The organism is Bacteroides stercorirosoris, assembly GCF_900142015.1.
Taxonomy (GTDB): domain Bacteria; phylum Bacteroidota; class Bacteroidia; order Bacteroidales; family Bacteroidaceae; genus Bacteroides; species Bacteroides stercorirosoris.
In genome coordinates this window covers 46616-71145 of sequence record NZ_FQZN01000027.1, presented here as the reverse complement: position 1 = coordinate 71145, position 24530 = coordinate 46616, and the positions used below count along the sequence as shown (strand labels likewise).

The following is a 24530-nucleotide window of genomic DNA, read 5'->3' as shown; positions in this document are numbered from 1 at the left end:
TTTTCCAAAAAGAAAACTGTGATTTCGATTAAGTTAAATTGAATAATTGTTTTTAGAAAACTTGGGTGAACTTTAAATTTATTATTTGGTGGCAGTCTGCTATTCTTTTCCTATATTTGCAAAAAAATGAAAGAATGGAAACCCTAAAACAAAGAAGAACAATCCGCAAATATCAGCAGAAAGATATTTCTTCTGATTTGTTAAATGATTTGCTCGATTCTGCCTTCCGTGCTTCTACGGTAGGGAATATGCAGGTATATAGTGTAATTGTAACGCGTGATGTTGAACGAAAAGCCAAACTGGCACCGGCTCATTTCAATCAGCCGATGGTGCAGGCCGCACCTGTGGTTTTAACATTTTGTATAGACCTCCGTCGTTTCAGTAAGTGGTGTGAAGAGAGAAAGGCTGTTCCCGGATATAATAATTTTGAATGGTTTGTAACCGGGTCGGTAGATGCTTTGTTGGTGGCGCAAACTTTCTGTGTGGCGGCTGAAGAAAAAGGATTAGGTATTTGCTATCTGGGCACTACTACTTATAATCCGCAAATGATAATTGAGGCCTTGGAATTACCAGAATTGGTGTTTCCCATTACTACTGTAACAGTGGGTTGGCCTGATGAAGAGCCTGCCCAGGTGGATCGTTTGCCGTTGGAAGCTATCGTGCATGAAGAAACTTATCATGATTATACACCGGAAGACATAGACCGCTTGTATGCTTATAAAGAATCTTTGCCTGAAAATAAGCAGTTCATTCTTGAAAATAATAAAGAAACATTGGCTCAGGTCTTTACGGATGTGCGATATAAGAAAGAGGATAACGAAGTGATGTCGGAGAATCTTTGGAAAGTAATGAAAAAGCAGGGCTTTTAACCCTGCTTTTTTAATGATGCTTGTATGTCATCTATTTCAGCGCGAAAAGCTTTATCCACTTCCCGTAATTCTTTAATAGTTTTGCAGGCATGTAGCACGGTTGCATGATCCTTGTTGCCAATTAGCGTGCCTATCTTGGCCGTAGAAAAATCGGTGTAGGATTTAGCGAGGAACATGGCTATCTGGCGTGCCTGTACTACCTCACGTTTTCGTGATTTAGTATGAATTGTAGCGGTATCCAAAGAGAAATGTTTGCATACCACATTGATGATATCATCAACGGTTACTGCTTTGCTTTCACTTTTGGTTACTTTCCGTACGATGCGTTGCGCCAGTTCCAGGTCGATTTCCTTATTGTATATAGTTGAGTGCGCCATGATAGAGATAATGATGCCTTCCAGGTCGCGCACACTGTCGCCAACGTTTTCAGCAATGTAATCTATCACTTCTGCCGGAAATTGTAAACCATCGCGATGTATTTTATTGCGCAGAATGTTTTTGCGCAATTCCACGGTAGGTCTTTCCAGTTCGGCAACCATACCCCATTTGAAACGGGTGATCAGTCGTTCTTCCATACCTTGCAGTAATACGGGAGCACGGTCAGAAGTCAGAATAAGCTGTTTTCTGTTCTGGTGTAAATGATTAAAGATATGGAAGAAAGTGTTCTGTGTTTTGGTAACACCAGCAAATTCCTGGATATCATCAATAATCAATACATCAATTGATTGGTAGAAGTTTATGAAATCGTTGGTAGTATTGTTACGTACAGAGTCAGTATATTGTACTTGGAATAAATGCGCCGATACATATAATACTCTCTTGTCCGGGTAGAGTTCTTTGATCTTTGTACCGATAGCATTTGCGAGGTGGGTTTTACCTACACCTGATGCTCCGTAAAAAAACAGAGGATTAAAAATCGTTTTGGCAGGGTTTTGCGCGACGGCTTCCGCTACGCTGCGAGAAAGTTTGTTGCTATAGCCTTCAATAAATGTTTCGAAGTTGTATTCCGGATTCAGATGTGGATCTAAATCTACGATAGGAGCCTGCGGTATTTCTTTGCCGATTACCCTTTTTTGTGGAATAATAGTGCGGGGAGTGGATTCGAGATCAACGGTAGTGCGTGAACTTTTATCCACCATAACATTATACAATAACTTGGTGCCATCACCAATCACTTTGTATAGAGTTTTGCGTAACAAATCAACGAACTTGTCCTCCAAAAACTCATAGAAGAACTGGCTGGGTACTTGTACGACCAGCGTCTTGTCCTCATATTTCAAAGGTATGATGGGGAGAAACCATGTTTTGTATGTCTGCTCAGGAACATTGTCTCTGATGATTTCGAGACAGCGGTTCCATAGCCCGACATGATTTAATTCACTCATAACGGCTTTAAATACATTTATTAATTAAGCAAAACTTCTACGTCTGCAAAATTGGCAATCTTATTTCAAAAAAACAAATGCGTTTTTTCTTGCTTTTCTATTAAAAACAATAATCTCTTTACTTTCAATCACTTATCACATTACATATGAATAGCTCCTAAAAGGAGCTATTGCATTTTTATAAGTCCCTGAATAGTAGTTGAATAAGGTATTGAAAACAAAAGTTCAAAACTTGTAGAATCTTGTAGAATAGAAGGAGTACTTTAGTTTCTACACGGACTTATCAAGGATTTCCCTTTCAATTCAATTAATACCTTTTATTTAGACTTATTCTATTTAAGTGTTTTCTTCCTACTTATCTTTTTTGCCGAACAAGGAGAAATGAACATATCTTTTAGGATGTGATTTCAAATCTTCAAGAAGGCTGGCAGCATTGGCTGTTGTTGCATTCAGATTGTTGTAAAGGGACGGGTCATTCAGTAACAGACCGATTGTGTTATCTTTCTGACCTAATTGGTCTGTAATCATTTTTACATTAGCTAATGTAGAATCTATGCTGGCAAATGCGGCAGCATAGTCTATTTCCTTCAGGTTATCGCTGATAACGACAAAGTTATCTCCAATCGTATTCAATTTTTGGGTAAGCTGCGGAATATCTTTACTCATGATAGTTTGCAACTGTCGACTGGTAACTTCCATGTTTGCCATCGTGTTTTGTACGCTATGCAGTGTTCCGGGAATTGCCGGATCTCCGAGTATGGTATTCAGGGAAGCGAGAATGGAATCCAGTTTGGGCAGCATCTTTTCTACTTGCGGCATAATTGTTGCCACCTGGTCCATTACACCGTTATTGACGTTACCTTGCAATGTGTCTCCCGTCAGGTATTTCTCACGCGGATTATTGGCCAGTAATAAATTCATTTTCACTCCTCCCATCAGTTCGGAGGCCAGTTCGGCAGTACTGCCTTTCGGTATGCGCAGTTCCGGGTCCACGTCAATTTCCGCAATTACCTTTCCGGGTTCGGTATAGTCATAATAGAGATCACGAACAATACCTACACGGAAACCATCGGCAAAAACCGGACTTGATTTTGTCAGTCCATTGATGTTATGGAACTTTACGTAGAAATAGTTAGTAGGCTTGAACATGTGGATGCCTTTTAGGTAATTGATGCCATATACCAATATGCAGAGAGCAACAATGCCCGCAAGTCCTATTCTAACTTCTTTGGTAAGATACTTCATCATGATGTTATAGTCTTATTTATTTGTTTCTTTTCTTTTTGAATTCCTCAATAGCCGCACTAACGTTTGTCTTCTTTCCGTTTTTGAAAGCGATGATAAAAGCGTCTTTGAATTTCGGCGCTATTTCACGTTTAGTACGTATTACTTTATTATAGTCTGTTGACGAACCATATGTATATTTATAAAGTCCGCCTTCTTGATAATACTCTACGTCTTTCAACCCCTTCAGTCTTTTGTCATTAGAAGCAAGCGGACGGGAAGAAGTAAGTATCTGTATTTTAAACACAGGACTGCCATTATCGGTTTGCCCGCCGGACACTTTTCCTGTATTTTGTTTTGTTCTTGTATTGTTGGTTGCTGATGCTGCCGGCTTTTGGGCGGTCTCGCGGGGGAGATTCACCTTTTCCCGGGTAGTATCTGCTTCTTCTTGGGCTGTGTTCGTTTCCTCTGCCCGTCCGGCATCCGTTTCTTCCGGTAATATCGTCCGGCTGCTTCCGGTCATCCGTATTTCATGTTCACGCTTATAGGACAGAAAAGCACGGAAAATTCCATTGGCAAGCGTAGTGCTGCCTGCTTCCGAGTTGAGATAACGCTCCTCCTCCGGGTGGGATATGAAGCCAAGTTCTACCAGAATGCTGGGCATGGCACTGGCTTTTAATACCAGAAAGCCGGCCTGGTGCACGCCACGGTCTGCACGTTTGCAGGTATGGCGGAATTCTTTTTGTACCAATGAAGCCAGATGCACACTTTGGGACATATATTTATCCTGCATGAACTCAAAGATAATGTAAGACTCTGCCGAATTAGGGTTGAATCCCGCATATCGTGTCTTGTAATCGCTCTCGTATAAGATGACGGAGTTCTCCCGTTTGGCTACTTCTAAATTCGCGTCCGATTTGGCTAAACCGAGTGTCCACGTAGAGGCGCCTTTAGCTGTCCTGTTGTTTGCAACGGAATTGGTATGAATGGAAATGAACAAGTCTGCTTTGGCGTTGTTGGCAATCTCCGCACGTCTGTCAAGGGGGATGAAAACATCCCGTTCGCGGGTATATACCACTTTAACGTCCGGACAATTTCTCTTTATTTGCTTTCCCAGTTTGAGTGCGACGTTCAGATTGATAGTCTTTTCTTTGGATATTTTGCCTAAAGCACCAGGGTCATGTCCTCCGTGTCCGGCGTCAATTACGACAACGAAGTCCTTTGCTTCGACGCTGGTGATGCAAAAAGGAGAGAAGAACAGCCCGAAGTAAATACAGATATATAATATGTGTCGTTTATATAGTTTCATACCAAAAGCCGATGCAAATGTAGTGGAATTTTAGAGAAAACTGATGCTTTGCATGAAGTTTTGTTACTTTTCTCTCTGATTTATGATAGTTTTCTTTAAAACAGACTAACTTTGCGCCTGCAAATTAAATAGAAAATAGGTATGTTAGTTCGTTTTCTTAAGAACTGGACATTGCCATTGGCGATGCTTTCAGGTACTTTGGGATACTTCATCCTTGCGAATGTCCCTTTTTTGGCGCCTACCAAACCATATATCAATGATTTGATTGCGTATATTACCCCTCTGCTGATATTTGCCCAACTGTTGCTCACTTTCTGTAAAGTGGAAAATCTGAATGAACTGAAACCTAAAGCGTGGCATGGTTGGTTGCTTTTGTTTCAGACGGTGTCTTGTCTGGCTATTGCGACTCTGCTGGTGTGCTGTCCTATGGATGAAATCTACCGGGAAGTGTTTGAAGGGGCGATGGTGTGTGTGATTTGTCCTACTGCTACGGCTGCTGCCGTCATTACCGGTAAGTTGGGGGGCAGTGCGTCTACTTTGACTACTTATACTTTGCTGTCTAACCTGCTGGCGGCAGTGGCGGTTCCGTTAGTTTTCCCATTGGTGGAGCCTCATGCGGATATGAGTTTTTTTGTCGCTTTTCTGAAAATTCTGAGTAAAGTTTTTCCGTTATTGCTTTTTCCTTTCTTCCTGGCATGGTTTCTGAAGGCATTTATGCCGCGTGTGCATCATTTTCTGTTAGGTTTTCATGATCTCGCTTTTTATTTGTGGGGAGTGGCGCTTGCTATCGTATCCGGGCAGACGGTCCGCTCGCTGGTGATTAGCGATGCACCTGTTTCGGTTGAGATTTTGATAGCTCTTGCTGGGTTAATAGCCTGTTGCTTGCAATTTTTCCTAGGTAAGAATATTGGTGGGCGTTATAATGACCGCATTAGCGGCGGGCAGGCATTGGGGCAGAAGAATACGGTTCTTGCCATCTGGATGGCATATACTTATCTTAATCCGCTTTCTTCGGTAGGGCCGGGATCTTATGTTCTGTGGCAGAATCTGATAAATAGCTGGCAACTATGGAAGAAGAGAAAAAAAGAGGAACAAGATGCCAAGTAGAAAGTCCTATTCCTCGTATCCCAGTTTATTTTCGTTATAATCGGATGCAAGGTATGCAGGGCGTCCTTTGGTTTCTTTGAAGATGCGTCCCACATATTCGCCTATAATGCCGAGTGAGAATAACTGGACACCACCCAAAAACAGAATTACTACTATCAGGGTAGGGAAACCTGCCGTTTGATCACCGTAAAGAATCGTTTTTACTAGAAAATAAAGAGCATAGAAAAAACTGGTTGTGGCAAACAACATTCCGCAAATGGTGGCAATCCGAAGCGGAGAGGTTGTGGAGGAAGTGATGCCTTCAATGGCAAGATTCAGTAATTTGAAGAACCCCCAGGAAGATTGTCCCGCGAGACGGTCACCTCGGTCAAATTCAATACCTTTTTTATTATAGCCTATCCAGCAAAATAAACCTTTGGTGTATCGTTCGTGTTCGCGCATGTGGCGGAGGGCGATTACGCAACGGCGGTCGAGCAGACGGAAATCTCCTACATTCGGCAAGATGTCTATTCGACTCATTTTTTGCAGAATACCATAAAAAGCGAGGGAGAGGCGGCGGCGCAACCAACTTTCATCTCCGCGGTTGCGACGTTTGGCGTAGATATCATCGTACCCTTCTTCCCAATATTGTAACATCTTATCTACCAGTTCGGGCGGATCTTGAAGGTCGGCATCCATAATTACGCAACAATCTCCGGTGGTGTAGTCGAAACCTGCCAGCATGGCGATCTCCTTACCGAAGTTGCGGGATAGATTTACGTAATTTACTCGTTTATCAGTTTGTCGTAATTGTCGTATGAGGTCGAGGGTATGGTCACTGCTTCCATCATTAATGAACAAGATTTCCCACTCATAGTTGCTATGGCGGTTGGTCAAATCCAAAAGACGTCCATATAACATGGAGAGCGTGGCTTCTTCGTTATGAACCGGGATTAAGAGAGTTACTTTTTTCATTTCGCGTGTGAATCTGGAAAAACTTCACAAATATATCAATTTTAGCGAAGTTTAGAACATAATTTGCATAAAATCATATTCTCTTACCTTTAAAAACGAATCTGACCAGTAAAAAGTTGACCGGGATGGCAATGGAGAATACCGGGATAGGTGCCAAGGGTCTGGAAAGCCCCAGCCACAGGAAAAAGTTCAGGAGTCCTATGTGAAGCAGATAGTTGAACAGGTGTGCACCGCCGAATCCCAAGGCTTTTCCCCATGAAGGCTTACGGCCGAAAGTGAAGTAGGCGCTGAGGTAAAAATTGGCGATGAAACTGACGATGTAACCGATGGTATAAGCTATGTTTACGTAAATGAACCATTGAAGTATATAATACACTCCATAGTGTATTGCTGTGGCTATAATGCCTACTATTGCGAAGCGCACAAATTCCGGTAGTTGTTTCAGCTTTTTCATCTTATTAATTTGAGGAGGTAAAGTTAGGCATTGTTACAGAATAATTGTACTTTTGCGGGCAGAAAACATAGTATAGAGAAAACATTGTAGAATATAACAGAAGAATATGTCGGAAAGAAAAAAAGCGGTTTGGTTTCTGATGATACTGGGCGCACTTGTAATAATCCCCTTTTTGGGAGAAACTATTTTTTATTCGAAAGGAGAGCCTCGTGAAGCAATCGTGGCATATACAATGCTCGAAAGCGGAAATTGGATACTTCCGCTGAATTACGGGACGGATATGGCTTACAAGCCACCATTTCTTTATTGGTGTATCGCTTTCTTTTCTGCTATACTGGGAGGGGTTACGGAGTTTTCTTCACGTTTGCCGTCGGCCGTTTTCTTCCTTGCCATGCTTTGGGTCTTTTTTGACTTTTTTGCTAAGCGGAAAGATGTAAAGACTGCTTTTCTGGCTTCCATCCTGCTTTTGACTTCTTTTGAAGTGCATCGTGCGGCGGTGGCCTGTCGGCTGGATATGGTGCAGGTGTCCCTGATTGTGATTTCGCTGCTGCTGTTGTACCGCTGGGATGAGAAAAAATGTCATACTGTGCCGTGGCTGGCTATTCTGCTGATGGCTTGCGGCTCTTTGACGAAAGGCCCGGTGGGTTCTATTTTCCCTTGTATGGTGATCGGAGTTTATCAGTTGATGCGTGGCCGTTCTTTCTGGAAAACATTCTCTTCGCTGGCAGGCATCGGATTGCTTTCACTGGTTCCGTTGGCAATCTGGTTCTGGGCGGCATACCGACAGGGTGGAACCGAGTTTTCCGATTTGATGCTTGAGGAAAACACAGGCCGCTTCTTCCGTAAGATGTCCTATGCATCTCATGAGAATCCGCTTTGGTATAACTTCCTCACCTTGATTTGGGGATGGATTCCCTGGACGTTGGTTATGTTGCTCTCACTATTCTGCCTGAAGTGGAAAAATATGCGTTGGTTACCTGAAGGAAATTCTTTTGGTCAGCGTTTGAAGAATGTTTGGACAAAGTTCTGTAATCAGTCTCCTTTGCAACTGTTCACATGGCTGGCTATCCTGCTTATTTTTATTTTTTATTGTATACCGAAGAGCAAGCGCAGTGTTTATTTGCTTCCCATTTATCCGTTCATGGCGGTGTTGATGGCCGAATATTTGTTGGCGTTGGTTCAGCGTGGGGCAAAAGTATTTAAAGTTTCGGCTATCATTTTTGCTTCTTTGGCCCTGTTGCTTACGGCTGTTTTTATTTCTGTACGGTTGGGATTGATACCGGACAGTGTTTTTGGGACAGGCCGGCATGCAGCCGAGAACGTTGCTTTCATGCATGCTCTGGAAGAAGTGTCTCTTTCTATTCCTAAGTGGTGTCTGGTAGTGCTTCCGCTGATTGCAGCGGTCTGCACATGGATGGGAGTGGTAAAACGTACCGGTGCTTATTCCTTATTATATAGTATTGCCGGATGCATCCTTTGCATTTTTGTTTCTTTGGATAGTGTGTATCAGCCTACGGTATTGGCGGTCAAGTCGGATAAGAATCTGGTTGCTCAGATCAGGAAAGTTGTCCCTCAGGGCACGGTCTATTCATATGATTACATGAGCTTCTATGGTGCGAACTATTATATGGATGATCAGATGCGGCACTTTGAAAAAGAATTACCATCCGAAGGATTTGTCGTTTCATCCGAGAATATGAACAAGCAGTTATTGGAAGAATTCAGTGATACATACGAGTTTGAAGAGGTTTTCCTGACAGAGAAACGTAGCTGCGATTTGCGTGCTAGGATTTATATGTATAAGTTTAAAAAGAAATAAATGTCACCCGTTACGATCATTGATAAATATTATCCGGAAGATAATGAACGGAAACACATCTTATCCGTGCATAGCCGTCTGGTGGCTGAAAAAGCATTGTGGATTGCCGATCGCCATCCGGAACTTCAACTGGATAAAGACTTTTTATATGAAGCAGGCATGCTGCATGATATCGGTATTTTTCTGACCGATGCTCCGGGAATCTTCTGTTTTGGCGATCAGCCTTATATTTGTCACGGTTATCTTGGAGCCGATTTGATGCGTCGGGAAGGTTATCCACGCCATGCGTTGGTATGTGAAAGGCATACGGGTGCTGGGCTTTCACTGGACGATATCATTGCGCAGAACCTGCCTGTACCTCACCGGGATATGCTTCCGGTAAGTCTGGAAGAACAAGTCATTTGCTTTGCTGATAAGTTCTATTCTAAAACCCATCTGGAACGGGAAAAATCCGTAGAGAAAGCACGGAAAAGTCTTTCCTATTTCGGCAATGCAGGTTTGGAACGTTTTGATTGCTGGTGCGAACAGTTCTTGTAGCATTCTAAATTTCTTTAAAATGGGAGATTATCCGTATAATTTACGTACTTTTGCCCCTTCAAGCGGAAACTATTAGTTGATTACGCCATTGAAAGCAAATACATTCATATCATTCATACTACTACTTGTCTTACTTCTGCTATCCGGCGAGGCCTTTTCGCAACGTCGGCGTGGAAGAGTTGTCCCCCCCGGCACCGAACGGACGGACACCTTTAATATTGAAGGTGTGCAAAGAGGGGATACCCTGAAAAATGACACAGTACAGTTACAGCCTGCCAAAAAGAAGCAACCGCTGGATGCTCCGGTGATTTATGAAGCCACCGACTCCATTGTGTTCACTCAAGATGGAGTGGCTAACCTATATGGTGACGGAAAGGTGAATTACCAGAAAATAGAGTTGGCGGCCGCCGTGATTACCATGAATATGGATAGTAGCACGGTTTACGCCTATGGTGTGGAAGATACACTGGGCACAGTGACGGGAAAACCGGTTTTCAAAGATGGCGATACACCTTATGAAACCAATACCATACGATATAATTTCAAGAGTAAGAAAGGGCTTATCAGTAATGTTGTCAGCCAGCAGGGTGAAGGATACGTTACGGGTAATAACGCTAAGAAAGGTATGAATGATGAACTGTATATGAGGAGTGGGCGTTATACCACTTGCGATAACCATGATCACCCTCACTTTTATATGCAGATGACCTATGCCAAAGTGCGTCCCAAGAAGAATGTTGTGACGGGGCCTGCATACCTGGTTATTGAAGATGTACCGCTACCTCTTGCCGTTCCGTTTTTCTTCTTTCCTTTCTCCAGTAGTTATTCATCGGGTTTCATTATGCCGAGTTATATGGATGACTCTACTCGTGGATTTGGTCTGACGGATGGTGGTTATTATTTTGCTATCAGTGACAAGATGGACCTGAAACTGCGGGGAGATATTTTCACAAAAGGTTCCTGGGCGCTGAATGCTGAAACGAATTATAATGTCCGGTATAAATTCTCCGGTTTGTTTCAGGCTAGCTATCAAGTTACTAAAACCGGTGATAAAGGTTTGGAAGACTATGCGGTAGCAAAAGACTTTAAGGTGGTATGGTCGCACCGACAGGATCCAAAAGCTAATCCCAATTCATCATTCTCAGCCAGTGTGAACTTTTCTTCCAGTAGCTATGAACGTACCAATATCGGTAATATGTACAACTCGCAGGCGATGACGCAGAACACTAAAACATCCAGTGTCAGCTACTCCCGCAACTTCCCCGATCAGAAGCTCTCTATCGCAGCCACGGGTAACATTGCCCAGAGTATGAAAGACTCTTCTATCGCCGTAACCTTACCGGACTTGAATATTACGCTGAGCACTATCTTCCCTTTCAAGCGGAAAAAGGCGGCAGGCGATGAAAAATGGTATGAGAAGATTTCCGTGCGTTATAGCGGACGTCTTTCCAACAGCATTACAACGAAAGATAATCTTTTGTTCAAATCTAACCTTGTGAAGGATTGGAAGAACGGGATGAAGCATGAGATACCTGTCAGTGCTACGTTCACCTTATTTAAATACTTTAATGTGACACCTTCTGTCAGCTATACCGAGCGTTGGTATACCCGTAAAATTATGAAAGATTGGGATCCGAATTCAGGAACCAGTGGACAGGTGGTGAATACCGATACGGTTTATGGTTTCCATCGGGTATATAATTATAGTGCAAGTTTGGGTGTCAACACTAAAATTTACGGTATGTATAAGCCGTTGTTCATGAAGAAGAAAGAGATACAAATACGTCACGTCATAACTCCTTCTGTAAGTATCAGTGCGGCACCTGACTTTGGCTCTTCCCGTTTCGGCTACTACGATACTTATTTCAAGCCCAATGCTGACGGAACGCAGGACACTATTGTTTATTCTCCATACGCTGACCAGATGTTTGGCGTGCCGGGTCGAGGCAGATCAGGAAATATTTCGTTCCAAATTTCCAATAACCTGGAAATGAAGTATAAGGATAAGAATGACTCTATCCGTAAAGTCAGTCTGATAGATGAATTGGGTGCCAGTATTTCTTACAACACAGCCGCTCAAGTGCGCCCGTGGAGTAACCTGACCCTAAATCTGCGTTTGAAATTGAGCAAGAGCTATACTTTCAGTATGAGTTCTGTTTTCGCTACATATGCTTATGCCTTTGATAAGAATGGTAATGTAGTTCCAAGTAATCGAACTGAGTGGTCCTATGGACGTTTCGGACGTTTCCAGGGATATGGAAACTCCTTTAGCTATACGTTCAATAACGATACGTGGAAGAAATGGAAAGCATTCTTTACCGGAGAAAAGGAAGATAAGGATGACAAGGGTAGCAGCCAGAATGATGCGGAAAGTGAAGGAGATGAAACTGATGACACGGGAACGGGAAACACGCCGACCAAGCGGAAGAAGGAAAAAGCTGCTGTAGATGATGATGGTTATCAGGTGTTTAAAATGCCTTGGTCCATCAATGTGAGTACAGGTTTTAATATAACGGAAGATACATCGAAACCGATCAATAGAAATAGTATGCGCTATCCGTATAAGTTTAGTCTGAATGCCCTTAATGTTAATGGTAATGTTAAGATTTCCAATAAGTGGGCTGTCAGCTTTAATTCTGGTTACGACTTTAACGCTAAGCAGATTGTGCAGACTACCTTTAATATCACGCGTGACTTGCACTGTTTCAGCATGTCTGCCAGCCTTTCTCCTTTCGGCACATGGAAGTATTACAGTTTTGTGATTCGTGCTAATGCCAGCATTCTGCAAGACTTGAAATATGATAAGAAGAGTCAGACGCAGACCAACATTAAATGGTACTAAAAAAGAAATATTCGCCTGCATTTATGCAGGCGATGCTTTTGATACCTTTATTCTTTTTACCAGATGATTTCCTGCTCTCCGTGTTCTCTCAGATAATCATTCGTTCTACTGAAATGTTTATTCCCAAAGAAGCCATTGTAGGCGGATAGGGGAGAAGGATGTGCGGAAGACAGTACCAAATGTTTGTTACGGTCTATGAAAGCACCTTTGCGCTGCGCATATGATCCCCAGAGAATGAACACAAGGTGTTCACGTTGCTCTGCAAGGGCGCGGATGGCTGCATCGGTGAACGTTTCCCAACCTTTGTTCTGATGAGAACCTGCCTGGTGTGCACGAACGGTCAGGGTAGCGTTCAAGAGTAGGACGCCTTGTTCCGCCCAACGTGTCAGATTGCCTGTAGTGGGCGCATCAGTACCGATATCATCCTTTATTTCCTTGAATATATTAATCAGTGAAGGAGGAAAGCGAACTCCGTCATTGACGGAAAAGCATAATCCATGAGCCTGGCCGGGACCATGATAAGGATCCTGTCCGATAATAACAACTTTTACTTTGTCGAACGGGCAAAGATTAAAAGCATTGAATATCAATTTTCCCGGAGGATAAATCGGATAGTGGGTGTATTCTTCCCGTACAAAATTCGTTAGCGTGCGGAAATAGTCTTTTTCAAATTCCGGTTCCAAACGTGCTTTCCAGCTTTCTTCTATCTGAACATTCATAATTTTGTGTGTTAAAAGTTTCGGATGCTAAGATACAATTTTAATCCGGTTCTTGTAATATGGCATCGTTTTTATTTCTATGATCAGGTGGCAAATAAAAAGGCAGGGATATTAAAAATCTCTGCCTTTTTATCATTTTCAAGATACTAAATCAAGTAGATATTGTGTTCTTTACATTCCTGGCGCATATCCTCCGGCCAAATGCTGGCTTGGATTTCTCCAATATGCGCTTTGCGGAGATAGAACATACAAAGACGTGACTGACCTATACCGCCACCTATGGACAAAGGTAACGTATCATTCATCAAACGTTTATGGAAGTAAAGTTCCAGTCGCTTTTCTTCTCCTTCTTGTTTTAACTGGCGTTGCAGGGTCGCCTTGTCCACACGGATCCCCATTGACGAGAGCTCGATGCTGCGTTGCAGTACATGATCCCATAATAAGAGGTCGCCATTCAATCCGGGGAGGCCATTCAGCCCTTCTGAGGTGTAGTCGTCGTAGTCCGGAGCTCGTCCGTCATGCTTCTCCCCGTTACTTAGCTTACAGCCGATACCGATAATGAATACTGCACCATATTTCTTCGTAATGGCATGTTCGCGGCATTTAGGCTCCAGATCCGGGTAAAGCTGGCGTAACTCTTCGGCATGGATGAAATGTAGCTTTTGAGGCAGGCAAGGTTTAATACCCGGATACATTTCATACACCATATATTCAGTGCGTATCATGGCCGCATATATGCGGTTCACGATTTCTTTTAAGAACTCTACGTTGCGGTTCTCGGTAGTGATGACGCGTTCCCAGTCCCATTGGTCCACGTAAAGAGAGTGCAGGTTTCCCAGCTCTTCATCCGAACGTATGGCATTCATATCTGTGTAAATGCCATATCCGGGTTCAATATTATAGTCTGCCAGTGTCAGTCGTTTCCATTTGGCAAGAGAATGTACTACTTCGGCTTGTGCGTCTCCCAGATCTTTGATGGGAAATGATACGGCACGCTCCACACCATTCAAATCATCATTGATACCCATACCTTTCAATACGAAAAGAGGGGCAGTGACACGGCGCAAACGTAATTCAGACGAAAGATTCAACTGAAAGAACTCTTTGATCTGTTTGATTCCTAATTCTGTTTGTTTTAAGTCCAATAAGGGTTTATAACCCTCTGGTTTTATCAGATAACTCATATGTGTATACTATGTTTTTGTTCGGCAAATATAGGTATAATATTTATATTTGCATTGAATTTATCTAAATTTGTGAGCAATTTGTTTCTTGTTAACCTGTTGTTGCTCTCAAAATAACATTCCTGTTATGAAAGATTTGCTGCAAAAAAAGATGAATAATTAGGAATATGCCCGAATTTTTTATACTTTTGTCCCCGCATTAGGGCTCCGTAGCTTAGTGAATAGAGCGTCAGATTCCGGTTCTGAAGGTCGTGCGTTTGAATCGCACCGGGGTCACTTAAGAGAAAGGATACCCATAGGTATCCCCCTTTCTCTTATTTCCTTTTTGCAGCTCTGTTATCAGTTTCCCTCTTCCGCCATCTCTATTGGGAGTGTAGGGTAGGTGCCTTTCAGCGTTTCTATCTCTACTTCTGTAGCATAGATAAAGATGCATCTGTTGACAGCAGGGATTTGTATTTCCCTTGTCCGTTCTTTCCATTGGCGCTTTACGCGAATGGTGGGAAGATAAGTTATCACACCTTTATTATCTAAAGTCTCTTTAGCTTTTTTTTCTCGCCGGGGCGATGTCAGTACAATGTACCAGTTTCGCGTTTCGTTAAGGCGGTTTTTAATGTCTTGAAGTATCATAATCAATAAGATTGTGTAATAATAAAATTTGAGGTATTGAAGAATTGTGGATTGTCGGTAGACAAAACTTGCATAGTGGCTGGTAAAACCAGAAATAATAGTAATAAAGAGCAATTCTGTTTTTTGTACTTTTGATAATCATTGAAGATCCACAACAGAATTGTCAAAATACAGACAGGAATAGCTATAAGAATAAGAATCAATAAGGTCATAATAATATATTTGTTAGTTGTTTATATGATTCTGTGGCAAAAGTATCATAATTTATTTGATAAAACAAATAAATTGTGAATAAATGAAACCGGTGAAACTGATAACTCTTTTTTTACTCTTCGGAACGCAATTTATACATCATGCTTTCATAATAATGAAATAAACTACTATAATACTTGGCAATAAATGATTTGTAGGAAAGAAGATGAACTGCATGAAACATTTCCCGCCTATATTTTGATAAGCTGAAGTTAAATTCTGAAGAAATGAAAAAGTTAAATTTGGAGAAAATGTAAGTCGGGCTAATCAGATAAAATATTTTCTTTTTCATAAAAGAAAAAGCGTCCGGTTTCTTTATCCGAACGCTTTACGTAAATCTTCCCAATTGTTACAGAAGTCCTGCATGGATGAGAATAGAACATCCGCACCGGCATCCAGCAACACTTGTCCGTCGATAGGGCCTGTGTTGACGGCAACCGTAAATATACCCGCCGCTGCTCCGGCTTGTACTCCCATAGGGGCATTCTCCACAACAATTGCTTCGTTAGGTTTTAATCCGCCTTTTTGTAAAGCCATCAGATAAGGTTCTGGATGTGGTTTGCCGTACTTTACATCAAATGCAGTCACCATAAGTTCACGATGGAACATACCCGGAAAGTTGTGAGATAGACGGTCTAATAATGAATGCTGACCGGAGCCGGTGACTACCATCGGTACCAGCCCGTCCGCTTTTATTTTTTGTAATACTTCCCATGCGCCGGGCATACGCTTGGGTTCGGGATTACTGTTGAATTCTGCACTCTTCTCTGCGTAAATGCTCTCTATCATTTCGGGGGTGGCATCTTTGCCATATTGCCGTTGATAGACGATGTTTATAGTGGCAGCCCCGGTACGACCTTCGTGCAGATAAGCTTCTTCACGGCTTAAGTGCAGTCCGTGGCGTTCCATGACCTTGTGCCAGGCATCTGCGTGATAAGGCATGGAATTGAACAATACACCGTCCATATCAAAGAGGACGGACTTCAGTTGGATTTGTGAATACCCGTGAGATTGAAGATAACGGGTGACAGCTTCTTGAAACATAATACCTATTGTTTTATGACTGCAAAGATACAATAAAAAAACGAGGTGTGAACGATTTTATTCATTCACACCTCATCCTATCTATAGGTTACTTGTTTCTTTTACAATCTTGCCTGGATAGCCTTTGACTCTTCTTCGTATCCCGGTTTGTTCAGCAATGCAAACATATTCTTTTTGTATGCTTCTACACCCGGTTGGTTGAACGGATTAACCCCCAGCAGATAACCACTGATACCGCAACCTATCTCGAAGAAATACAGTAACTGACCGATGTTGAACTCATCCAGTTTTTCGATAACGATACGCATATTAGGCACGCCACCGTCCACGTGAGCCAACTGCGTACCCAGTTCGGCCATCTTGTTCACCTCGTCTACGCGTTTTCCTGCCAAGAAGTTCAGGCCGTCCAGGTTGGCTTCATCCGAAGGAACTTCCAGCTTGTGGTCTACTTTCTCAACAGAGATTACTGTTTCATAGATGGTGCGTTCACCTTCCTGAATCCATTGTCCCATAGAGTGCAGATCGGTAGAGAAGTCTACAGATGCGGGGAAAATACCCTTGTTTTCTTTACCTTCTGATTCTCCGTAAAGCTGTTTCCACCATTCGCTTACATAGTGCAGTTTGGGGCAGAAGTTTACAAGGATTTCAATCTTTTTACCGCTCTTATACAGTTCGTTACGTGTAGCAGCATATTGTGCGGCAGGGTTTTCTGCAAACGGAACATTCACACCGCAAGCCTTTTCCATGTCGGCAGCACCGGCTACCAACTTTTCGATATCGAAACCTGCAATTGCAATCGGCAACAAGCCCACCGGAGTCAGTACGGAGAAGCGGCCGCCTACATTGTCGGGGATGATGAATGATTTGTATCCTTCTTTATCAGCAGTAATGCGGGCAGCGCCTTTCTTGGCATCTGTGATGGCTACGATTACCTTCTTTGCCATCTCCTTGCCGCGTTGGTCTTCGCATTGCTTTTTCAGCAGGCGGAAAGCGAGAGCGGTTTCGGTGGTGGTTCCCGACTTGGAGATATTGATCACGCCGAATTTCTTGTCTTTCAGGAATTCAGTCAGTTCATACAAATAATCTTCGCTGATATTATGTCCTGCATAGATCATGACAGGTGCAGTTTTCTTTTCCTGCAACCAGGTGAAGCTGTTTGACAAAGCCTCGATCACTGCACGTGCGCCGAGGTAGCTTCCGCCAATGCCGGCAACGATCACTACTTCGCAGTTGTCGCGCAACACTTGTGCAGTAGCTTTCAAGTCAGCCAAATCCTCTTGGCTGATAGACGAGGGGAGGTGTAACCAGCCCAGGAAGTCATTACCTTTTCCGGTACCGTTTTCCAACGCTTCCTGCGCAGCTTTTACCTGAGCTTCGTAAGCGGCAACGGATGCTTTGGAAATAAATCCAAAAGTCTTTTCAATGTTCAAACTAATCATAATATTCTAGGTTTTAAATTCAGTGTACTCATTTTAATTACAGGTGATTACCGCAACGAATCAGTCAGCAGCTTAATTTCTATCATCGGCGAGATGCGTTCGTACAGGATGTTGTAGACGGCATCCAGTATCGGCATATTGACGTGATGATGCTTGTTGATTTCCTTGATACATTTCGTTCCGTAATATCCTTCGGCAATCATTTCCATTTCTATCTGCGCGCTTTTCACGGAGTATCCTTTGCCGATCATTGTACCGAATGTACGGTTACGGCTGAAGTTGGAATACCCCGTTACCAGCAAGTCGCCTAAATAAACAGAATCATTCACATTTCTGTTCAGTGGATGCACGGTTTGCAGGAAGCGGTTCATCTCTTGCACGGCGTTGGATATCAATACTGCCTGGAAGTTATCACCGTACTTCAGACCACTACAGATGCCGGCGGCAATGGCATACACATTCTTCAGCACAGAACTGTATTCTATGCCGGCTACGTCATTGCTGACAGATGTCTTGATGAATGAACTGGCCAGACGTCGGGCGATGGTACATGCCTTGTCTGTATCCGGGCAAGCGATGGTGAGATAAGAGAGACGTTCCAGGGCTACTTCTTCCGCATGGCAGGGACCTGCCAGTACAGCAATGTTTTCGGGCGGAACGCCGTATTCTTTCGTAAAATACTCCGATACAATCAGGTTGTCATCGGGTACGATTCCTTTAATAGCAGTAATGATGAATTTGTCCCGTATCCGTGTTTTCAGCTTTTTCAGGTGAGCTTTTAGATAAGGAGAGGGGGTGACGAATATCAGCGTATCAGACTCTTTCACTACGTCATTGATATTAGAGCTGAAGTTGATACGCTTCATGTCGAATTTGACGCCCGTCAGGTAGGCAGGGTTATGGCCCAGTCGTTTAAAATCAGTTATACGGTCATCTCGTCGCATATACCAGTTTATCGACTCAGCCTGAGCGAGTACCATTTTTGCAATGGCTGTAGCCCAGCTTCCTCCGCCCATTATGGCTATCTTTCCGGGTAATTTCATATTGTGAAATTAATAATTAAAAATTAAAAATTAAAAGAGGGTAAAGGAAAATCCTTTCCCTCTTTCGATCTTTAATCTTCTTATTTAATTTTTAATTCTTTAATTCTTAATTTTCTCAATCCAGCCTTCTACGTCGTTAACAGACGGGTTGGTCAGTTCCAGTTTGTATTTCTTGTTGATGCCGCAAATGTCCTGGTGCAGTTTTTGCGGATTCACACCTTGCATATCTTCTATTGTGTTGTAACCGGCTTTTTGGATGACGGGCACCCAGTCTTCGGCAATACCCAATTCCATGTATTTGGCGGGAGCATCTTTGGCGATGACTTTTTCGGGGCGCATCTGCGGGAAGAACAATACTTCCTGGATGTATGATTTGCCTGTCATCAACATTGTCAGACGGTCGATGCCGATACCGATGCCCGATGTGGGAGGCATACCGAATTGCAGGGCGCGCAGAAAATCCTGATCGATGAACATAGCTTCGTCATCACCTTTTTCGCTCAGGCGCAATTGATCTTTAAAGCGTTCTTCCTGGTCGATGGGATCGTTGAGCTCGCTGTAAGCGTTAGCCAGTTCTTTACCGTTCACCATCAACTCGAAACGTTCGGTCAGTCCGGCTTTTTCACGGTGCATTTTGGTCAGCGGACTCATCTCGACAGGGTAGTCAGTGATGAAAGTCGGCTGTATGAAAGTTCCTTCGCAGAATTCACCGAATATCTCGTCTATCAGTTTGCCTTTTCCCATAGTGTCGTCAATTTCCATGTTCAGAGCCTGACAAACCTGACGGATTTCGTCTTCGCTCTTGCCGTTGAGGTCATAGCCGGTCTTTTCTTTGATGGCATCCAGAATAGGCAAGCGGCGGTAAGGGGCTTTGAAACTGATGGTTTTTCCGTCGATGGTGGTCTCTGTGCAGCCATTAACAGCAATACAGATGCGTTCCAACAGTTTTTCGGTAAAACTCATCATCCAGTTATAATCCTTATATTGTACGTACAACTCCATGCAGGTAAATTCCGGGTTATGGTTTTTGTCCATACCTTCATTGCGGAAGTTCTTTCCTATTTCATATACACCCTCGAAACCACCTACAATCAGACGCTTCAGATAAAGCTCGGTAGCGATACGCAGATAGAGATCGATGTTGAGTGAGTTGTGGTGTGTGATGAACGGGCGGGCACTTGCTCCACCGGCTATGGATTGCAGGATCGGAGTTTCCACTTCAGTATATCCGGCTTCGTCCAGCACGGCACGCATGGTCTTGATGACGGTGGCACGTTTCAGGAAAGTTTCTTTCACGCCGTCGTTCACGATAAGATCCACATAACGTTGGCGGTAGCGCAGTTCGGGGTCTTCGAAAGAGTCGTAAGCAACGCCGTCCTTGTACTTCACGATAGGCAGTGGTTTGATGGACTTTGCCAGTACGGTCAACTTCTTGGCGTGGATACTGATTTCGCCCATCTGTGTGCGGAACACGAATCCTTCAATCCCAATGAAGTCGCCTAAGTCGAGCAGGCGTTTGAATACAGTGTTGTAGAGTTCCTTGTCTTCTCCCGGACAGATGTCGTCGCGGGTGATATACACCTGGATACGGCCTTTGGAGTCCTGCAATTCGATGAACGAAGCCTTACCCATTACACGGCGCGTCATGATACGGCCGGCTACGGATACCTGGCGAGGTTCAGCGTCATCATTGAATTCCGCTTTTATATCAGTGGAGAAAGCATTGGTTACATACTCTGCGGCGGGATAAGGCTCGATGCCCATCGCGCGAAGTTCATTCATACTGTTACGTCGAATGATTTCCTGTTCACTTAGTTCTAATACATTCATTTCGTTGTACATTAACACTATTTGGGGACAAAAATACGAAACATTTTCAATATATCGGCATGAAGAGAGGGAGAATTAGGAAAAGTTTAGGGCCAACGTGTGCATAGATACCTTGATTATAGGCTGGTAATTGATTGTGGGAGCGGGTAATGGGGAGAGATAGGGCGATTGCTATAAGATGTATTTATTAAGGTGTGCTACTTCGTTGCTATATCTTTACTACTTCTCTTTTTTATGGTTCCTGCAAAGATAGTACGAGCTGTATGACTCGTACCGTTTCAGTCGTACAACTCGTACTATCTTTGCGGGCATCATAAAAAACAAAGGGAGGCATATTGAAGGAGTTATTCAGCCTTCAATTGATGGTATTGGTCGTAGAACATGGTAGCTATGCCAAAGGCATAAGCTCGTGAATCTACGATACCTCTGTTGTAATAATACTCTTTATCTCCAATACAAGTTCCATCGCAGATGTTTTTCATTTTCAGGAATTCACCGGCAGGTTGCAGGCTGTTCGCTTCTAAACCGACGTATGCACGTTCTATCATGGGCATATATTTATCTGCCGGTAATATTCCCAGCGCAATGCCTTTGGCTGCCGCGTAGGCATACATAGCCGTGCTGGAACTTTCTATGAAGTTTCCTTTTTCACCCGGATAAACAGGGAGTTGGTACCAATGGCCTGTTTTTTCGTCTTGTAGTGGATATAGTGTATTGACTTTCTTGGTAAGGGAGGCTTTCAGATAAGCATAGTCCTCATCATTTTCCGGGAGAAGTTCCATCAAGTCTACCAGGGTCATTAATATCCAGCCGTTGCCACGTCCCCAGAATTCGTTATTCCTCCGGTTAGGATTCTCTGCCCATCCGGGCTGGCAGCAAGGATCTTGCGAAGGAATGGTGTCGTTATCCCATCCATGATACCAAAGTCCAGTTTTAGGATCTTCCAGTTTCTCCGCATGCTTTTTAAGTTGGGAGATGGCTTCCTGGAGGAATTCCTTATTACCTGTCAGTTTATACATTTGCATGAGGAACTCACCTACCATATATACGGTATCGTCCCATAACTCAATCACCTCTTCTCTGTGCGATACACCTCCGTTGCTGGCTCTGGGGATATTCTTGTATTGTTCAAAAATCTCAAATGCCTTTTCTCTGTATCGCTCTTCGCCAGTGGCTTGTGCCAGATAGGCCAATCCTAAACCTGAAATGACGGCATTGGGATGTCGTCCGTTGGCATCCCGGAAGGTGGAGTCTACGGCTGTCTGGATGTATGGAAGCAGATAATCTTTATCTATATTATTTTCGCAACGCACCACGGCGAACTTCAGGAATACTGCTTCATTCCAATTCCAGATGTAGTCTTTGGCAGGCATGTAATCTTCTACTACGTATTGGGTCAGTTTGTCTCCCCAATTATTGAACTCTTTCTCCGATGAACAGGAAAAGAGCGACATGATGCTTAATAAACTCAGGCATGTGATGAAATTCTTTTTCATGATACAAATCTTTATTCTATTTAATATTAAATTTTCCTTCTAATCGAATGTCTGTTGAGGAAGCCCCCACCATGACTTTGAATGTTCCCGGTTCTACTATAAACTTGTTATTCTTATCCCATAATCCGAGATCTTGGGGAGTCAGTACGAAAGTAACTTTCTTGGTTTCTCCCGGATTCAATGAAATACGCTCGAAACCGCGTAATTCTTTCATATAGGTAGTCACACTGCTCACTTCATCCCGAAGATATAGCTGGACTACTTCGTCACCTGTCCTGCTTCCGGTGTTTGTAACTTCGCAACTTACTGTAATTTCTCCTTGTGGCCCCTGTTCTTCAGGAGTGATTTGCAGATTATCATAACTGAAATTTGTATAACTCAGTCCATGTCCGAAAGGATATAAGGCGCCATACACAGCTGTCTCGCAAGATTCATCGGAACCTGGTTTGAAAGGAAAAGCAAAAGGTATTTGTCCGACTGACTTCGGAAAAGTCACGGCTAAACGTCCGCCCGGATTATAATCGCCGAATAAGGCTTCCGTAACGGCAGTTCCTGCAAATTCTCCAGGAAACCAGGCATGTATGATAGTCGGAATATATTGATTGGCGTAATTGATGGTAGAAGCACGTCCGTCGAGCAGAACCAAGACAGTCGGTTTGCCGGTTGCGTAAATGGCTTGCATCAATTCTTGCTGATGTCCCGGAAGGTTCAGGCTGGTGCGTGAACGGTCTTCACGTACTGTCAGTTCCGAGCCACCCAATACAAGTATTACTACTTCGGCATTGCCGGCAGCTTTAACCGCCTCGTTCAGCATCTGTTGTTCCTCAGCAGTTTTTTCGAAAGGTAATATTTCACTTTCCGGGAAATGACTGTCTATAATTTCACAACCTTTCTTATAAACAACCTCTACATCGGGCAACATTTCTTTAATACCTTGGTAGACGGTCTTTATAGGAGCATTTGCCGGGCCATATCTACAAATCAGTTGAGTACGTTCGTCGGCATTGGGGCCGATGACGGCTACTGATTTCACTGTTTTCTTCAAAGGCAATAGTTGATTGTCATTTTTCAATAAAACCAGTGATTGGCGGGCAGCTTCAAGGGCAACTTCCTGATGCTCCTTGCAGTGTACTATCTTTTCGGCCAACTTGCCGTCTCCCCGGTAGGGATTGTCGAACAGTCCTAACCAGAACTTAACTTTTAAGATATCGGCTACGCGGTTGTCGATTGTTTTCATGGATATTTTTCCTTCTTTTATTGCCTGGCGCAATGGCAGAACGAAATCTTCCGGTCGGGTGAAGTGGGTGCGGACGTTCAAGCCTGCATTTACGGCTTGCGCCACTCCTTCCACTTCGTCAGAAACTACGCGGTGTTTGGTGGTAATGAATTCTACTGCTTCGCTGTCCGATACTACATAGCCTCTGAATCCATATTCCTGACGAAGAATTTCAGTCAGGAAGTGATAACTTCCTGTAATCGGCTCTCCGTCGTAATCGTTGTACGAACTCATCACCCCCAGTGCACCGGCTTCACAGAAAGCGCGCCGAAACGGTTCCAGGTAAAGCGTACGCATTTCACGGGGAGATACATGAGGGTCGGTACGGGTTTTTCCGTCACGTCCACCTACCGGCACGCTGTATACGGCAAAATGCTTGACGGTAGAGACTAATCCGTGATTTTGCAGGCTTTGAATCATTTGTTTGCCTAATTGCCCCACCAGATAAGGGTCTTCACCATAACATTCTACCGAACGTCCCCAACGAGGGTCCTGACATATATCAAGGATAGGAGAATAAATGTTGGTATATCCTAAGGCTACGGCTTCCTTAGCCTCTACTTCACCGATACGCGCTATCAACTCTTTGTTCCAGCTGCTTCCCTGTCCGCTTTGAGAGGGGAAAAAGGTGGCGCGATCATGACACAACCCGCGGATGCCTTCGTTTGTGAAATCAACCGGAATACCTAAACGGGTTTCTTCTACAAACCAGCGTTGGATATCGTGTATCGCTTTGACATGTTTACTATAAGGGTAAGCGTATTCAGAACCGAAACTACCCAGCCCGTTGTGTTCTTCGTCAATGTTTCCGATACCATCTTTCCATAACGCTTGCTTCCAGTGTGCCTCCGGCAGCGCATCTTCCAATACACGTCCTGAACCGTAAAGAGTAGCCATTTGGCAAGTCTTTTCTTCTGTTGTCATTTGGGATAGCAAGTCTTTAACACGTTCCTCTATGGGGGCGGAAGGATTTTCATAGATATCCATTTTCCCATTCTTGTTAAAGTCTATCCAACCTTTCTGATAGATCTTTTCTTTTTGGGGAGCGCTCCATACAACTATACCGGTGCATATCAGAAGTATGAAACTGTTTAGTCTGTATAAATACTGCTTGTTCATA

Annotated in this window: 19 protein-coding genes and 1 tRNA gene; 6 read left to right on the top strand and 14 right to left on the bottom strand. The window is 43.4% G+C overall.

The window, feature by feature from the left end:
- Window positions 1–134: 134 nt before the first annotated feature.
- Window positions 135–869 (top strand): NADPH-dependent oxidoreductase, encoded by a 735-nt coding sequence (locus BUC01_RS18565; RefSeq protein ID WP_025831720.1) that lies wholly within the window; start codon window positions 135–137, stop codon window positions 867–869.
- On the opposite strand, the gene dnaA is transcribed toward BUC01_RS18565, so the two are convergent.
- The 3 genes from dnaA to BUC01_RS18550 form a co-directional block, all read right to left on the bottom strand.
- Window positions 866–2254, bottom strand: a complete 1389-nt coding sequence (dnaA, locus tag BUC01_RS18560) for a chromosomal replication initiator protein DnaA (protein WP_025831722.1) — start codon at window positions 2252–2254, stop codon at window positions 866–868. The genes BUC01_RS18565 and dnaA overlap by 4 nt on opposite strands.
- Before the next feature lie 351 nt (window positions 2255–2605).
- A complete protein-coding gene (locus BUC01_RS18555; RefSeq protein ID WP_025831724.1) occupies window positions 2606–3499 on the bottom strand; it encodes an MlaD family protein in 894 nt (297 codons plus the stop codon).
- A 19-nt stretch (window positions 3500–3518) separates the two neighbouring features.
- Entirely contained in the window at window positions 3519–4787 is a 1269-nt protein-coding gene (locus BUC01_RS18550) for an N-acetylmuramoyl-L-alanine amidase (RefSeq protein ID WP_025831726.1), read from the bottom strand.
- A 141-nt stretch (window positions 4788–4928) separates the two neighbouring features.
- Between BUC01_RS18550 and BUC01_RS18545 the strand changes: the two genes are divergently transcribed.
- Window positions 4929–5894: a transporter gene (locus BUC01_RS18545; RefSeq protein WP_073314483.1), complete on the top strand. Its 966-nt coding sequence runs from the start codon at window positions 4929–4931 to the stop codon at window positions 5892–5894.
- Between the two features lie 6 nt (window positions 5895–5900).
- Here BUC01_RS18545 and BUC01_RS18540 read toward each other — a convergent pair whose 3' ends face one another.
- The gene (locus tag BUC01_RS18540) at window positions 5901–6848 is read right to left on the bottom strand and encodes a glycosyltransferase family 2 protein (RefSeq protein ID WP_073314481.1); all 948 of its coding nucleotides are present in this window, start codon (window positions 6846–6848) and stop codon (window positions 5901–5903) included.
- A 73-nt stretch (window positions 6849–6921) separates the two neighbouring features.
- Complete coding sequence (locus BUC01_RS18535; protein WP_073314479.1) at window positions 6922–7302, bottom strand: GtrA family protein; 381 nt, start codon at window positions 7300–7302, stop codon at window positions 6922–6924.
- A gap of 106 nt (window positions 7303–7408) precedes the next feature.
- Here BUC01_RS18535 and BUC01_RS18530 point away from each other — a divergent pair, with 106 nt between their 5' ends.
- The 3 genes from BUC01_RS18530 (at window position 7409) to BUC01_RS18520 (ending at window position 12500) form a co-directional block, all read left to right on the top strand.
- Complete coding sequence (locus BUC01_RS18530; protein ID WP_025831728.1) at window positions 7409–9121, top strand: ArnT family glycosyltransferase; 1713 nt, start codon at window positions 7409–7411, stop codon at window positions 9119–9121.
- Complete coding sequence (locus tag BUC01_RS18525) at window positions 9122–9658, top strand: HD domain-containing protein (RefSeq protein WP_025831730.1); 537 nt, start codon at window positions 9122–9124, stop codon at window positions 9656–9658. It begins immediately after the preceding gene.
- 79 nt (window positions 9659–9737) lie between these two features.
- Window positions 9738–12500 (top strand): putative LPS assembly protein LptD, encoded by a 2763-nt coding sequence (locus BUC01_RS18520; RefSeq protein WP_025831732.1) that lies wholly within the window; start codon window positions 9738–9740, stop codon window positions 12498–12500.
- 56 nt (window positions 12501–12556) lie between these two features.
- Here BUC01_RS18520 and BUC01_RS18515 read toward each other — a convergent pair whose 3' ends face one another.
- On the bottom strand, window positions 12557–13219 hold the full coding sequence (locus BUC01_RS18515; protein ID WP_073314478.1) for a uracil-DNA glycosylase: 663 nt from the start codon (window positions 13217–13219) through the stop codon (window positions 12557–12559).
- Window positions 13220–13365: 146 nt separating this feature from the next.
- Window positions 13366–14403 (bottom strand): aspartate--ammonia ligase, encoded by a 1038-nt coding sequence (gene asnA, locus BUC01_RS18510; protein WP_073314477.1) that lies wholly within the window; start codon window positions 14401–14403, stop codon window positions 13366–13368.
- Between the two features lie 203 nt (window positions 14404–14606).
- Here asnA and BUC01_RS18505 point away from each other — a divergent pair.
- Window positions 14607–14679: transfer RNA gene (locus BUC01_RS18505), tRNA-Arg, on the top strand.
- Window positions 14680–14742: 63 nt separating this feature from the next.
- Here BUC01_RS18505 and BUC01_RS18500 read toward each other — a convergent pair.
- The 7 genes from BUC01_RS18500 to BUC01_RS18465 form a co-directional block, all read right to left on the bottom strand.
- Complete coding sequence (locus tag BUC01_RS18500; RefSeq protein WP_025831734.1) at window positions 14743–15030, bottom strand: transcription termination/antitermination NusG family protein; 288 nt, start codon at window positions 15028–15030, stop codon at window positions 14743–14745.
- 567 nt (window positions 15031–15597) lie between these two features.
- Window positions 15598–16326, bottom strand: coding sequence for an inorganic diphosphatase (locus tag BUC01_RS18490; RefSeq protein ID WP_025831736.1), 729 nt, complete (start codon window positions 16324–16326; stop codon window positions 15598–15600).
- A 101-nt stretch (window positions 16327–16427) separates the two neighbouring features.
- Entirely contained in the window at window positions 16428–17765 is a 1338-nt protein-coding gene (locus BUC01_RS18485; protein WP_073314474.1) for a glucose-6-phosphate isomerase, read from the bottom strand.
- Window positions 17766–17812: 47 nt separating this feature from the next.
- The gene (locus BUC01_RS18480; protein ID WP_007210337.1) at window positions 17813–18808 is read right to left on the bottom strand and encodes an NAD(P)H-dependent glycerol-3-phosphate dehydrogenase; all 996 of its coding nucleotides are present in this window, start codon (window positions 18806–18808) and stop codon (window positions 17813–17815) included.
- Window positions 18809–18907: 99 nt separating this feature from the next.
- On the bottom strand, window positions 18908–20638 hold the full coding sequence (gene lysS / locus BUC01_RS18475) for a lysine--tRNA ligase (protein WP_025831741.1): 1731 nt from the start codon (window positions 20636–20638) through the stop codon (window positions 18908–18910).
- A 344-nt stretch (window positions 20639–20982) separates the two neighbouring features.
- Window positions 20983–22134: a glycoside hydrolase family 88/105 protein gene (locus BUC01_RS18470; RefSeq protein WP_034524278.1), complete on the bottom strand. Its 1152-nt coding sequence runs from the start codon at window positions 22132–22134 to the stop codon at window positions 20983–20985.
- 16 nt (window positions 22135–22150) lie between these two features.
- The gene (locus tag BUC01_RS18465) at window positions 22151–24529 is read right to left on the bottom strand and encodes a glycoside hydrolase family 3 N-terminal domain-containing protein (protein WP_025831745.1); all 2379 of its coding nucleotides are present in this window, start codon (window positions 24527–24529) and stop codon (window positions 22151–22153) included.
- Between the last annotated feature and the right edge of the window lies 1 nt (window position 24530).